At 68.9% G+C, this 13,819-nt stretch carries 12 protein-coding genes; 5 read left to right on the top strand and 7 right to left on the bottom strand.

All coding sequences use genetic code 11. The annotated features are described in order from the left end of the window. Nucleotides 1–20: 20 nt before the first annotated feature. From HEB94_RS24685 to HEB94_RS24705, 5 genes are all read right to left on the bottom strand, one after another. Entirely contained in the window at nucleotides 21–1,196 is a 1,176-nt protein-coding gene (locus HEB94_RS24685) for an oligogalacturonate lyase family protein (RefSeq protein ID WP_192752094.1), read from the bottom strand. A 30-nt stretch (nucleotides 1,197–1,226) separates the two neighbouring features. Beyond that, complete coding sequence (locus HEB94_RS24690) at nucleotides 1,227–3,200, bottom strand: ABC transporter substrate-binding protein (RefSeq protein WP_192752095.1); 1,974 nt, start codon at nucleotides 3,198–3,200, stop codon at nucleotides 1,227–1,229. Nucleotides 3,201–3,438: 238 nt separating this feature from the next. Next, a complete protein-coding gene (locus tag HEB94_RS24695) occupies nucleotides 3,439–3,774 on the bottom strand; it encodes a hypothetical protein (RefSeq protein ID WP_192752096.1) in 336 nt (111 codons plus the stop codon). A gap of 163 nt (nucleotides 3,775–3,937) precedes the next feature. Next, a complete protein-coding gene (locus HEB94_RS24700) occupies nucleotides 3,938–4,855 on the bottom strand; it encodes an AraC family transcriptional regulator (protein ID WP_192752097.1) in 918 nt (305 codons plus the stop codon). A 137-nt stretch (nucleotides 4,856–4,992) separates the two neighbouring features. After that, nucleotides 4,993–5,790, bottom strand: coding sequence for a GntR family transcriptional regulator (locus tag HEB94_RS24705; RefSeq protein WP_192752098.1), 798 nt, complete (start codon nucleotides 5,788–5,790; stop codon nucleotides 4,993–4,995). Nucleotides 5,791–5,958: 168 nt separating this feature from the next. Between HEB94_RS24705 and HEB94_RS24710 the strand changes: the two genes are divergently transcribed. The 5 genes from HEB94_RS24710 to HEB94_RS24730 all read left to right on the top strand — a co-directional run bounded on the left by HEB94_RS24710 (nucleotide 5,959) and on the right by HEB94_RS24730 (nucleotide 11,782). Then, entirely contained in the window at nucleotides 5,959–7,197 is a 1,239-nt protein-coding gene (locus tag HEB94_RS24710) for a D-tagatose-bisphosphate aldolase, class II, non-catalytic subunit (protein WP_337918552.1), read from the top strand. After that, nucleotides 7,194–8,342, top strand: coding sequence for an SIS domain-containing protein (locus HEB94_RS24715; RefSeq protein ID WP_192752099.1), 1,149 nt, complete (start codon nucleotides 7,194–7,196; stop codon nucleotides 8,340–8,342). Before HEB94_RS24710 ends, HEB94_RS24715 begins: the two co-directional genes overlap by 4 nt. 119 nt (nucleotides 8,343–8,461) lie before the next feature. Then, entirely contained in the window at nucleotides 8,462–9,439 is a 978-nt protein-coding gene (locus tag HEB94_RS24720; protein ID WP_192752100.1) for an N-acetylglucosamine kinase, read from the top strand. Further along, a complete protein-coding gene (locus HEB94_RS24725; protein WP_192752101.1) occupies nucleotides 9,357–10,478 on the top strand; it encodes a DMT family transporter in 1,122 nt (373 codons plus the stop codon). The genes HEB94_RS24720 and HEB94_RS24725 overlap by 83 nt, the downstream gene beginning before the upstream one ends. A 152-nt stretch (nucleotides 10,479–10,630) precedes the next feature. Beyond that, complete coding sequence (locus HEB94_RS24730) at nucleotides 10,631–11,782, top strand: mandelate racemase/muconate lactonizing enzyme family protein (protein WP_192752102.1); 1,152 nt, start codon at nucleotides 10,631–10,633, stop codon at nucleotides 11,780–11,782. A 37-nt stretch (nucleotides 11,783–11,819) separates the two neighbouring features. Here the strand turns inward: HEB94_RS24730 and HEB94_RS24735 are convergent, their stop codons facing one another. Both HEB94_RS24735 and HEB94_RS24740 read right to left on the bottom strand, forming a co-directional pair. Further along, complete coding sequence (locus tag HEB94_RS24735; RefSeq protein ID WP_192752103.1) at nucleotides 11,820–12,881, bottom strand: LacI family DNA-binding transcriptional regulator; 1,062 nt, start codon at nucleotides 12,879–12,881, stop codon at nucleotides 11,820–11,822. Between the two features lie 32 nt (nucleotides 12,882–12,913). Next, a complete protein-coding gene (locus tag HEB94_RS24740) occupies nucleotides 12,914–13,813 on the bottom strand; it encodes an ROK family protein (protein ID WP_192752104.1) in 900 nt (299 codons plus the stop codon). Between the last annotated feature and the right edge of the window lie 6 nt (nucleotides 13,814–13,819).

A 13,819-nucleotide genomic window follows, 5' to 3' on the forward strand; every position in this document is an offset into this window, starting at 1 on the left:
GCCTTCCCCGACTTCGACGGTCACCTCGCCGTCGCGGTCTGCCCAGGCGGCTCGTACGCGGGGAGACTGTCGAAGTCGGGAAGGTCGGCGAGGTAGACGTTCGCGTAGCCGACGTGGTCACTGGTGAAGAGCACCTGACGGCCGTCGGGGGTGAGCCTCGGGTGCACGTGGTTCGTGCCGATGTGGAACGAACAACGGTGCGTGAGAAGGATCCTCGGCCCGTGCCAGCCGTCCTCGTGGAAGCGCCACAGCCGCAACTGCTGCTCGGACTTGCTCCCGTCTCCGACGATCAGGGACAGATCGTTGCTGTGGAAGTGCATCGAGCCCTGTGACAGTGGCGCTTCCGTACGCTCGGTGTTGTCGTAGCGGACGGAACCGAAGAACGGCGATTCGCCCTTGCGCCAGCCGTGGTAGCCGATGTGTTCGCCGTCGGCGAGCCAGTACTCGTGACCGACGCGCTCGCCCGGCGCCTGCGGCCTGATCTTCCAGGTCTCGCCGGTACGCATGTCCAGACCCCAGATGCGGTGTTCGACCTTGTACCACGGACCTTCGTGGCAGTAGGTGAGGATGTGGGGCAGCTTCGGCGAGGTGTTGACGTGGTTGAGCCAGCGCTTGTCCTCGAGGACGATCTCTTCCGGGCCACCGTCGGTCGGCACCCGAACCACTCGTGACAACGGGCGCAGGTCGAAGGTCTGGTCGATCCGAACACCACGGTCCGACATCTCGATGGACAGCCGGTCGGCGACGTCCTCGAAGACGTTGGTGCAGACGTACCTGCCGTCGGCCGTCACGTTGACCGTGCGGGCCCGGAAGCCCGGTGGTGTCTCGTAGAGAACGCGCTCCCGCAGCGTCACGAGGTCGAGGGCGTGGAGTTGGGTGCCGTACCAGTAGTACGCCTCCCCCCGGACCGGGTTCGTGCCCGAGTGCATGAACTGCACCTCGGCCGAGGGAGAGAAGGACGGCAGGTCGGTGAGCTGGGTGATCTGCCCGTCTCGCAGATCGACGCCGTACAGGTTGGGAACGTTGTTCCGGTCGGAGCTGACCAGCAGCTTGCTGCCACCGGCGTACCAACCAGGGTTGGTGAAGTAGAGGTGGGTCGTGTGGCCTCTGTGGTTGGTCAGCTGGGTTACCTTCACCCCCGTCTCGGGGTGGTTGAACGTTCGCCATTCGGCATCGTAAACGTCACCCTTGGCCACGTCGCTGACACTCCGTTTCTGCGCTAGGCGTCATTCGCTGAAGTACCACTGCTGGGGATTGACGGAGACGGGAGTGCTGAAGATGAACGAGGACGGCATGCTCTCCGGGACGTTGCGCAAGGTGTTCTTGACAACGGCGAAAGTGGGCGCGATGAGGCTCGTTCCGATGTGGTAGAAGTACTCCTTGCTGATCTGGAGTATCCGCTTCATCATCTCGTCGCGGCGGGTCTGGTCGTTCGTCGCCTTGAGGTCGTCGTAGAGCTCCATCTGCTCGCGAACGGGCGCGGGTGGTTCCTCTCCGCTGCCACCCTGGGTCTGGTACCAACGAAGCCACAGGGGTGCGTAGTTGATGGACTCCACGCCGGACGGGAAGTACCAGTCGGTGCGCAGGATGGGCTCGAGCAGGCCGCCGCCCTCGGAGTCCCAGACGGTCGCGTCGTGCTGGTTGGCCAGCCGGCGTTCCTCGAAGAGCGCCCGCGAGACGGAGTTGAGCCGCATGTCGATCCCGACCTGGCGCCACGTCGCCCGAATCATGTCCAGACCCGACACCTGGACCTTGACCTCCGGCCGGACGTCGACGGCGAAGGAGATGCGCTCGCCGTCCGGCCCTCGACGGAAGCCGTCGTCGTCGCGCTCCCGGTACCCGGCGCGGTCCAGATGCTCGTTGGCCCGGGTGAGGTCGAACTCCGTGTACTGCTTGGCGAGTTCCTCGTCGTAGTAGGGGGAGTCCGGTCGGGGTGCCGCCTGGTAGGGCTCGCCCTGGCGCTGGTAGGCCGCGTTGATGATCTCCTGCCGGTTGATCGCGTACGACAGGCCGACGCGGAAGTCGCGGTTCTGGAAGATCTCGCGCCTGACCGGATCGCGGTGGGTCAGGTTGAGGGAGATGACGAGGGTGTTGGAATTGGTCGGTACCTCCTCGCTGAGGCGGTAGTCGCCCTTCTCTCGCTCCCGGGCCAGCACCGGTTTGTTCTCCAGGTCGTTGATGTTTCGGTCCTGCATGTCGATCTCGCCGTTGGTCGCCTTGAGGATCATCACCTGGGGATCACCGACGACCGCGTAGACAACGGAGTCGATGTAGGGCAGCTGGCTGCCGTCCGGGTCGACCTTGAAGTAGTACGGGTTGCGTTCGAGGACCAGCCGGTTGTCCTCGTCGAAGGTGTTGGTGGGAAGCCAGGCGTGTAACCGGGGGAGCGCGGGATTGGTCCAGGCGTCGTGCTGGGCGAGGAAGAGCTGGCTCCAGTCCGACATGCGCTTCTGCGCGGCGAGCTGTGCGGCCTTGTCGTTGTACTTGGCGTGGAACTGCTCCAGATAGCGCCGTGGAGTCATGGTGAGTTCCGCGGCGTAGGGCGTCGCCAGGTTGTAGAGGAAGAGACTCTGCGGCTCACTGAAGACGAACTGGAAGGAGTGCTCGTCGAGCACCTCGAGCCGGGCCGCCTTGTCGCCGCTGACGTAGAGCGTGCGCAGCTCCGGGAACAGCTGCTTGTTCAGCAGGTAGTCGTCGTAGGCGAAGGCCACGTCCGCCGCGGTGAACGCCGTGCCGTCGGACCACTTGAGGCCCGCGCGCAGATGGAAGACGAACGTTCGGCCGTCGTCGGCGACGCTGTAGCGCTCGGCGACATTGGGGATCACCTTCTCGAACTTCGTGTCCCAGCGAACGAGGTTCTCGTATCCGACCGTGCGGTCCAGCCAGGCCGTGTCGCTGGGGCCGAGGATGGTCGTGTCCCAGGTCCCGCCGTAGATCCCCACCCGATCCACCGGCTCGAGCACCATGGGCCGGGCCGGAAGCCGCTTCTCCAGGGCGGGCAGCTTGCCCTGCTTCACTCGCTCCGCGAGAGCGGGAGCTTCCTTCCCCTTCGCGACGCGAGGAGGCTCCTTACTGCCCTCCGGAGCGGTGGACAGCCAGCTACAGGCCGACACCGGACCCATCGCGGCCGCCAGGGCCACACCGGAGCGCAGGAGATCTCGTCGGCTGGACCGGTACGGGCTCGCGGGCGACGGACGCATTCTCGGTCTCCTTGTCTTGGCCCGGTCCTGTCGATCCGCGGCGGTGAGAAGGAGACAGGTCGGAGATGGAGTCGAGCGTGGCGCGCGGCCCGTGAACGAGATGCCACGCAGGGTCGAAGTCGCCACGATGATAGATCAGTTCGCTCACTCATCGCGTCCGTCAGGTCCACAAGCGGTCACCGCCAGGGCCGAGCGATGCGGTGACGCGGCGGCGGCTCACGTCGCCCGTCGCCGCCCCTCAGGAGTGCCGGGTGCCAGGGCGAAGCCGAACCCAGTAGCCGCCAGCGAGATCGGGAAGGATCGTCTCGGGGAAGTTCCCGACCCGCCACCCGGCGGCGTCGAAGCAGGCCTTGACGCGGGCAGCCAGGGCCTTGCGGTGCTCGAGTTCCCGCTCCCGGTGGAGCCGGATCTCCAGCATCGTGCCCTGCAGGTGCGGGCGCACGATGTAGGCGGACCTGCCGATTCCCTCGGCGTCGAGCATGGCCTGCCCCTCCACCGCACGGACCGTCATGTCGGCGTGGCGCTGCGCGGCCGGGTCGTCTGGTGGCGGGGAGACAGGTGCGGGTTCGATCACGGAGTGCGCTCCAGCGTCAGGTCGTGCCCGGCGCGGACCTCGCGGTCGTGCGCCGATCCGGACGTACGTGCGCCGGACGTCCGTTCGACGTCCGGCGGTGGCCTTCGCACGAGGGTCGCATCCGCTCTCGCCGTTGGCCAATCGGCGGCGCGTGGGTGTTCTCTCACCCGCTGTGAGCGTGTTGCTGTCGATAGGTGCGCGGCGAGGCGCCGGTGACGCGCTTGAACGCGTTGCTCAGCGCGCTCTCGGAGCTGTAACCGATGGCCTGCGCGATCGCGCCGAGGGTGTCGTTGCCGTGCCGCAGGCGGTGGGAAGCGAGTTCGATCCGCCACCCGGTGAGGTATTCGAGTGGTCCGGTGCCCACCGCGGACTTGAAGCGGGCCGCGAGCGTCGAGCGTGAGACGGCACTGACCCGCGCGAGTTGCTCGACGCTCCAGGGACGGGCGGGGTCGGCGTGCATCGCGTTCAGGGCGGTCGCGACCACCGGGTCGGAGAGTCCGGTGAGCCATCCGCTGACCGATCCTGGTTCGCTCGCCAGGTGCAGGCGCAGGACATGGATCAGCATGACGAGGGCGAGATGTTCGGCCACGAGGTTCGCGGCGACCGATCTGGTCCGAAGCTCCGACTCGATCTGGGTCAGTGCCCACTGCATGCTCGCGGCCTCCGGGGTGCCGGCGGGGACGTGGATGACAGGCGGCAGAGCGTCGAGCAACAGCACCCGGGCGCGGTCTTCGAAGGAGAACCGTCCTCCTATCAGGGCGACGTCCTCGCCTTCTCCGGTACGCGCCATGCCGCCCTCGGCCGCCTCGAAGATCGGCTGCGCGTCGACCGGCGTGAGATCGAGATCGGAGCACAGCGAGAACGCCCGCGGATGGGTGAGGAGGAAGCAGTCGCCCTCACGCAGAGCGATCGCTTCGTCGAGTCCTTCGATCCTCACGTAGCACTGGCCGCGGCGGACGGTGTTGAACTTCACTCCGGATGGCGGGGGGAACCGCAGTGCCCAGTGTCCGCCGGCGATCAGGCCGGTCGAGAGGTGGCTGGTCGTGCCGAGCAAGGACAGCACGTCTTCCAGTGGATCCATCCCACCCCTTCCTGGACGACGGAGCATGAATATCGAACGTCGCAGTATAGGAAGTCCGAAAGCCGCGTCTCGGCTCGGGTGGTCCAGGGCGCCGGACGACCTCCTGGCACGTGGAGGAGGTCAGGTGAGGTGTCGGTTCAGTCGGTGATGGAGGCGCGGAACCGGTAGCGGTCGCCACGGTAGATCGCCACCGTCAGCTCCAGGGGTCTTCCGTCCTGGTTGAAGGCCAGTTGCTGGGCCACTAGGACGGGGGTCGCTTCGGTGAGTTCCAGGAACTCAGCTTCCTCCCGCAGCGGTTGCCGAGCCTCGACCGAGTAGTCCGCGACGCGGGGGAACTGTGGCGGTTCCGCGTTGCGCAGCGTCGCGTAGAGCGAGGCGGTGGTGAAGTCGGTGGTCGCGAGGTCGGGGCACAGGGCCAGGGGGAGCCGGTTGTGCTCGAGGACGACGACCAGGTCCTCGAGGTAACGCAGCCGGCGCATCTCGAAGAGTTCGGCGCCGGGACCGATCCGCAACGTCTCCGCCTCGGCGACGGTGGCGGGGCGGGTGCTGGAGGAGAGGATCCTGGTGCGGACCCGCAGTCCCTGTTCGACCGCGTAGTCGGCGAAGCCCCGCACCGTGTGCCGCGGTCGGGTGGAGGTCGCGCCGTCGCCGGGGCCGTCGACCGGCTCCTCGTCGGCCTGGGCCACGAACCAGCCGCGGGCGGCGGAGGACTCCACTCGGCCGCGGGCGGCGAGGTCGGCGAGCGCGGCACGCATCGTCACCCGGGACACGCCGTACTGTGCCGCGAGGGTGCGTTCGGACGGCAACCGGTCTCCCGGCTTCGCTCCACCCGCGGCCATGTCGGCCCACAGCCGCGCGGCGACCTGGGCGTACAACGGCAGCGCGACGTCGCCCAGGAGCCCCTGCGGGAGAGGAGGAATGTCCGATTGATGCATACCAGAACCATACCAAGAGGCGGCTTTGACGGCTTAGAATTAAGACCAGTATCATGCCAGTAAGCCGCTGGGGCCAGTGACGATGCCCTGGGACGATGGAAGAGGTGCATCACGCGAAGCCCGCTGGATGAAGTCATCCACCACCAGAAGTCCGGTCAGCCCCTCGGCATCCCTTCCGTTTGTTCCGCACATCCGCTCGTCATCGAGGCCGCCGTCCTGCAGGCGCGGGAGACCGGCGGCTTCGTCCTGATCGAGGCGACTTCCAACCAGGTCGACCAGTACGGCGGATACACCGGACTGCGTCCGGCCGACTTCCGCGACCTCGTGCATGAGATCGCGCAGCAGCACGGCCTGCCGCTCGACCGGGTCGTCCTGGGTGGCGACCACCTGGGCCCCAACACCTGGCGCGCCCGACCCGCCGAAGAGGCGATGGTGGAGGCGGAGGCTCTCGTGGCGGCCTACGTCGAGGCCGGCTTCACCAAGATCCACATGGACTGCAGCTTCTCCTGTGCCGACGACCCGACACCGCTGACGGACGACATCGTCGCCGAACGCGCCGCCCGACTGATCGAGGTGGCCGAGCGGACCGCGGGGGAGAAGGCCGCCGGGATCCGCTACGTCATCGGCACGGAAGTACCCGTGCCGGGTGGCGCCGCCCACGAGATCGAGGGCGGGCTGGCGCCCACCACCCCGAGCGCGGCGCGGGCCACCGTCGAACGCCACCGCCAGGCGTTCGCCGAGCATGGCCTGCAGGAGGTCTGGTCGCGCGTGCTGGCTCTCGTCGTCCAGCCCGGCGTGGAGTTCGACCACCTGCAGGTCGTCGACTACCTCCGGGACCAGACGCAGGAGTTGCGCACGGTCCTCGACGCCGAGCCCGACATGGTCTTCGAGGCGCACTCCACCGACTACCAGACGATCGAGGCGCTCACCGCCCTGGTCGAGGATCACTGGGCGGTCCTCAAGGTCGGGCCCGGCCTGACCTTCGCGCTTCGCGAAGCGTTGTTCGCGCTCGCCGCGATCGAGGACGAACTCCTGCCCGAGGCCGACCGGTCCCGGCTGCCCGAGGTCGTCGAGCAGCGGATGCTCGCCGAGCCCGGACGGTGGGAGGGCTACTACGGCGGTGACGCGGACGAGCAACGGATCGCCCGCCGCTACAGCTACAGCGACCGGATGCGCTACTACTGGCCCGATCCGGAGATCGACAAGGCGCACCGGAAGCTGCTGGACAACCTCACGGCGCGGGACATCCCCTTGCCGCTGCTCAGCGCGCACCTGCCCGACCAGTACACCCGCGTCCGTCGCGGAGAGCTCGCCGTCGAACCGCGGGCCCTGGCGATCGACCGAGTCCGCGACGTCCTGCGTGCGTACGACCGTGCGTCCCACCCTCAGCAAGGGGAGAACCTGTGACCAGCTCCACCGGAACAGCCTCGCGAGGTGCCGGGGCCGAAGCCACGACCCGTGAGATCGCCCAGCAGCCCAGGCTGTGGCGGGAGGTCGAACGTCTCGTCTCCGCGCGGCGTGCCTCGCTCGAGGAGTTCCTCGCTCCGCTGGTCGCTCACGAGAACCTCCGGGTCGTCCTCGCCGGCGCGGGAACGTCGCACCACGTCGGCCAGATCCTGGCGACGACGCTGGCTCGGCGGCTCGGACGTCGCGTCGAGGCGATCGCGACCACCGACATCGTGGCCGACCCGCACGGGTCGTTCGCGCAGGACGTGCCCACCCTGCTCGTGTCCTTCGCGCGTTCGGGTGACAGCCCGGAGAGCGTGGCGACCACGGAACTCGCCGAGCAGTGCCTGTCCGAGTGCCACCACCTCGTGATCACCTGCAACTCGGCGGGCCATCTCGCGCGCACCCACGCCGAGCGCCCGAAGTCCCAGGTGCTGTTGCTGCCGGCGGAGTCCAACGACGAGGGCTTCGCGATGACGTCGAGCTTCACCTGCATGACGCTCGCGGCGCTGCTGACGTTGGGCGGCACGAGCTACGACGGGCTGGGCGACCGGCTGGCCGCCGCCGCCGAGCGGGTGCTGGCCACGGTCGACGCGAAGGCGCACACGCTGGTCGACCAGGCACCGGAGCGCCTCGTCTACCTCGGCAGCGGGGCCCTGCGCGGGCTCGCGGCGGAGTCGGCGCTGAAGGTCCTCGAACTCACCGCCGGTCAGATCGTCGCGACCTCGGAGTCCTCCCTCGGATTCCGGCACGGTCCGAAGGCGATCCGTAACGACAACACGGTCGTGATCACGTACGTCTCCAATGATCCCTACACCCGTCAATACGACCTTGACATCGTTGCCGAGCTGCTCGAGGGAGCCCGGCCGGGTGGCGTCGTCACCGTCGCGGCGAGCACGGCCGGGCTGCCGGAGGAGAGCACCTGGCTGCTCGAGGGCCTCGAGGACGTGGACGATGCCGCGCTGGCGCTTCCCGCGATCGTCTGTGCCCAGCTCATCGGCCTGTACGCGTCGCTGGGCCTCGGCCTGACCCCGGACAACCCGTTCCCCTCGGGTGAGGTCAACCGGGTGGTGCAGGGCGTGACGCTGCACCGGCTCAGAGCCTGAGCCGAGCTGGTTACCGGCTCGCGGGCCGGTGATCCGTCGCCGCGGACACCTGGCCGCCGGCGAGATCGTTGACGACAACTCGACAGCGGCGCCGATGTGGACGCCGACGGAGGTGCACGATGTTCCTGGGAGTCGACGGCGGGGGAACCAAGACAGCGTTCTGTCTCGTCGATTCGGCAGGTGCCGTTCTGGGGCAGGCCCGCACCGCGGGGAGCTACTACTTCCCCGAAGGTGTGGGCCTGGTCGAACGCGTCCTCGCCGAGGGCATCCAGGCCGTGTGCGCCGACGCGGGCATCGCGCCCGCGCAGATCTCCTACGCCTTCTTCGGACTCGCGGGCTACGGCGAGGCGGCGGCCGACCTCCCGGCACTGGACGCGGCGCCGCGGGCGGTGTTGGGCCACGACCGCTACGCCTGCGACAACGACATGGTCTGCGGGTGGGCGGGGTCACTCGGAGCGGCGGACGGCATCAACGTCGTCGGCGGGACCGGTTCGATCTGCTACGGCGAGAAGGACGGTAAGGGGGTCCGCACCGGCGGTTGGGGTGAGATCTTCGGCGACGAGGGCTCGGCGTACTGGGTGGCGATCCGCGGCCTGAACGCCTTCAGCAGGATGAGCGACGGCCGGCTGGCCGAAGGTCCGCTCGCCGAGGTCTTCCGCCGGCACCTGAAGCTGAGCTCGGACCTCGACGCGATCGACGTCGTCCACAACCAGTGGCAGGGCGGCCGGCCCGAGATCGCGGCGCTGAGCCGGCTCGTCAACGAGGCGGCCGAACTCGGCGACGCGACCGCGACGAGGATCCTTTCCGACGCCGGCGCCGAACTCGCCCAGCACGTGGACGTCACCAGGAACCGGGTCGGCTTCGCGGCGGAGGCGGTCGTGGCGGTCTCCTACTCCGGCGGGATCTTCTCCGCCCCCATCGTGCGCGAGTCGTTCTCCCGCGAACTGGAGAAGCGGGCGGGCGCCTACGAACTCCGGCATCCGCTGTACGAGCCGGTCATCGGCGCCGCGCTCTATGCCGCGAAGCTCGCCGGCACCCCACTCGACCAGACGGCACTGGATCGCCTGGCCTCCGTCGACACGTCCGGGGGGAACTGAGGAGGCGACCACGACGGGCACCACGACCACGGCAACCGCCAAGCACAGCTGGATTCTGTACGGGGCGCTGCTGGTTGTGTTCTGGGGCGTCTGGGGAGCGTTCTCCAACGAGCCGCACGCGAGGTTCGGCTACCCCGACGGGATGGTCTACGTCATCTGGTCGCTCACCATGCTGGTTCCGGCGTTCTTCGCCCTGCGTGGTCACCGTTTCGACCGTCGGCCCGTCGCCGCGACGTACGGACTGCTCGCCGGGCTCACCGGTGCGGGCGGCCAGTTGCTCCTGTTCAACGCACTCGCCAATCGGCCGGCGTACCTGATCTTCCCGGTGGTCTCGCTGTCTCCGGCCGTCACCGTCCTCACGGCGTTGGCCTTCCTGCGCGAACGCATCGGACGCCTCGCCGTCGTGGGGTTGGTCGCCGCCCTCGCCGCGATCGTGCTGCTCAGCATTCCGGCCGGGGGAGGGGGTTCGGCGGCGTCCGGGCCCTGGTTGGTGATGGCGATCATCGTGTGCGTGGCGTGGGGAGCGCAGGCCTACTTCATGCGGAAGGCCGCGACGCTCGGCGTCAACGACGCGACGACGTTCGGTTGGATGACGATCAGCGGGCTGCTGCTGATACCGGTCGCCTTCGTGATGATGGGCGGCTTCCCCGGCAACGCCCCGTGGCAGGCGCCCGCGCTGACCGCCGGTACCCAGGTGCTCAACGCGATCGGCGCGTTGTTCCTGGTCATGGCGCTCAGCCGCGGCAAGGCCACGGTCGTGTCGCCCGTCACCAACGCGCTCGCGCCGGTTCTCACCGTCATCCTGTCCCTGGCGGTGTACCGGACGTTGCCGTCGGCCCTTGGTGGCATCGGCATCGTGTTGGCGTTGGCGGGTTCGACGCTGATGGTCTACAGCGACGAGAAACGCGGCGAGGAGACGGTCACCGCGGGCGCGGAGGCGGGCGTCAGTGAGTCTCGCTGGGGACGACGCTCACCGTCGCGTCGACATCTCCATCTGTGGGCGGTGGGTCACAGGTCAGCGGGACACCCGCGGAGATAGCTCCGGGCTCTTGCCCTGGCACGATCCTGAGCTCCGCCGAAAGCCCGGTCAGTACTATTTCGACGGGTAGCAACGCGAATCCGAACACACAGGTCTTGGTCTGGCCCCCGCAGTAGCGACGTGTCCACCGTTTTGGATAGGAGCGAAGGCGCATGGGAGCAGCACCTCTGGTGATCACCGACGTCCGCGCGAGTGATGTCCGTGGTGTCCCGATGGGACAGGGACTGGTGACGCCATGGAGTCGTAGCGTCCATCACACCCGCGACTATCTCGCGGTACGGATCGAAACGGATGCCGGCATCTGGGGGCTCGCCCTCGACGGTGACTGGGACTCCATCCCCATGACCGCCGAGGCGGTCCGAACTCACGTGGCGCCGCATCTCGTCGGCCGCTCCGTGTTCGACCTGGAGGCCCACTCGCGACTGCTCGGCAACGTGGGCGCACCAGGCCGGTTCTATTTCATCGAGATCGCACTCTGGGACATCATCGGCAAGGCGCTCGGCAAACCGCTGTGTGAGTTGTGGGGAGGACGCGACGACCGGGTCGTCGCCTATGCAAGCACGGTGCACTACGGAAAGACCCCGGCGGAGCGCGGCGAGGACTGTCGACGATACCTGGCCAGGGGGTATCGAGCGGTGAAGCTCCGCCTGAGTGAGGACACGATCGACAAGGACCTGGAACTCGTGGCCGCCTGCCGCAGCGCGGTCGGCGACCAGATGGACATCCTGGTCGACGCCAACCAGGCGGGTCGTCGTCCGGACGACCCTCGGGCCTGGACTCTGCAACGCGCCCTCGACACCGCCCGCGGCCTGGCCGAGCTGAACGTCGGCTGGCTGGAGGAACCGCTGTCGTACGCGATGGTCGACGAGAGCAGGCGGTTGGCGGCCGAGGCCGACCTGCCGATCTCCGGGGGTGAAGGAAAGCGCGGCCTCCAGCAGTTCTGGCAGGTGCTCCAGGGCGGGCTCTACAACATCCTGCAGCCTGACCCGGTGACGTCCGGGACCCCGACGACGCTGCTGAAGGTCGCCAGCTTCGCGGATGCCGCGGGACTGCCGGTGGCCTTCCACCACGGCAAGGGCGGAGTCGGGATGCTCGTCGCCCTGCACATGCAGGCGGCGATGGGTGCCCGCAAGTACCTCGAGGTCATGGACGACCCCGGTTACTGGAACCCGGACGGATTCCAGGTCGGTTTCAGGGCACCGGTGTTTCCCGACGCCGACGGTATCGTCCGCTGCCCTGACCGGCCCGGTCTGGGCGCCGACTGGGATCCCGACTGGCTGGAGAAGCACCAGCTCGCGGGGTAGGCGCGCGCGATCCCCGAAACGGTGGGAAACAGACCCTTCAGGCCTCGGCCCGGACCCCACGGCTCGCCGTGCCGGCGCTGGGGAGCGCGGCGTGGGTCACCACCGTCGTGGGTACGACGATGCGCCGTGGCAGGGTGGACTGGTCGACGTCGCCTCCGGCCATGCGACCGGCGAGCAGCCGAGCGGCGTGCCGGCCAAGGGATTCGGCGTCGTAGGTGACCACCGTGACCGGGACGGTGAGCACGTCGGCGAGTTCGAAGTCGTCGAATCCGGAGATCGTGGCCACCACCTGGTTGCGGCGCAGTGCGCGGTAGGCGCCGATGGTGTTGCGGTTGTTGGTGCAGAAGATGGCCGTCGGGGGTTCGGGCAGGGCGAGAAGCTGGTCGGCCGCCGCCTCGGCGGAGGCGAGGTCCTGCTGGGCGCGTCGGACGTAGTCGTCGGGCAGCGGAACGCCCGCCTCCTCCAGCGCGGCACAGAATCCGCGGTAGCGCTCGGAGCCGGTGTAGACCGACGGGGGGTTGCCCAGGAATCCGATCCGTCGGTGACCAGCGGCCAGCAACGCGTTCGTGGCCGCGTGCGCGCCGCCGAAGTCGTCGACCAGCACGCAGTCGGCGTCGATACCGCTCGGCGGTCGTCCGACCATCACCACCGGTGGGCCGCCAGGAAGCTCCTCCGCGAGGTAGGCCTGGGTGGGACCGGCGGGCACCAGGATGATCCCCTCGACCTGGCGGCTCGCGAGGTCGCCCACCGCGTCGCGTTCGCTGGCCGGGTCGCCCGCGGTGTTGGTCAGCATCACCCGGCGGCCCTGCGGGGCGAGTTCGGCCTCGATCCCCAACGCCAGCGCCGCGTAGAACGGGTTGCCGAGGTTGGTCACGATCAGGCCGACCGTCCCGGTGCGATGGCGTTGCCGGAGGCTTCGGGCCACGGCGTTCGGCCGATAACCGAGCACCTTTACCGCCGCCTCGACCCGCTCGCGGTTGGTCTGGCTGACCGTCGGGCTGCCCCGCAGGACACGGGACACGGTCATGGCGCTCACCTGCGCCAGGGCGGCGACCTCGCGAATGGTCGGCGTCCCCGGAACTCGGGCTGTCTCCACCATGGCTCCTCGGGTCAGGTGCGTCCGAGAATAGGTCACCGACGGGCCGCGTCGTGGGCCGTGAGCGCCGCACCGAGCAGCGGCGCCTGAACCGGTCGCCGTGCCACGGCCATCGGCAGCTCCTCCAGTGCTGGTACGGCCTCGACCATCCCACGGCGTACCGACGGGCCGAACAGGTCCCAGGACGCCGACATGGAGCCGCCGACCACGACGACGCCGGCGGCGAAGCTCGCGAACCAGGGCGCGAGCGCCCTGCCGAGGTGCGCGAAGCCCTCGTCGAGAACCCGCTCCGCGACCGCATCGCCGGACCGCGCCAGCTCGGCCAGCTCCGCGACGTCCTTCCGCGTACCGGTCAGCTCTTCGTAGCGGGCGATCAGCGCGCGCCGGGAGATGGTCTCCTCCAGCGGAGCGTCGGCGTACCGGACGAGGTCGGCCCGACCTTCGGGAGGGACGCTGGGCCCGACCCGGACCGCCTTGCCCGACTCCAGGAAGGTCGAGCCGATGCCGGTGCCGAGGGTGATCCCGACGACGCGTTCATGGCCCCTCGCGACGCCGAACGCCCACTCGCCGCCGGTGAAGGCCTCGGCGTCGTTGACGAAGGCGAAACCGCCGGCGCCGGGGAGGCGCTCGGCGAGCTCCGCTCCCACGTCGACGCCGTACAGCGAGTCGAACTTGCCGACGTCGCGGTACCACGCCACACCTGCCGCGTAGTCGAACGGACCGGGAACCGCCACGCCCCAGATCGAACCCGGCCCGGCGGCAACGCTGCGTGCCGCCTCGGCCAGGTCGTCGAGGATCTGCGCGGCGGACTCGTCGTGGGCCAGCGACCTACGCACCGTCGCCGTCACGGCCGGCGCGTCCTGGCGGAGATCGACCAGGGCGGCGGTGACGTGGGTGCCGCCGACCTCGAGTACGGGCACGGGTTCGTGGGTCATCGGAGC

The sequence above is a fragment of the Actinopolymorpha pittospori genome (genome assembly GCF_014873875.1).
GTDB lineage: Bacteria > Actinomycetota > Actinomycetes > Propionibacteriales > Actinopolymorphaceae > Actinopolymorpha > Actinopolymorpha pittospori.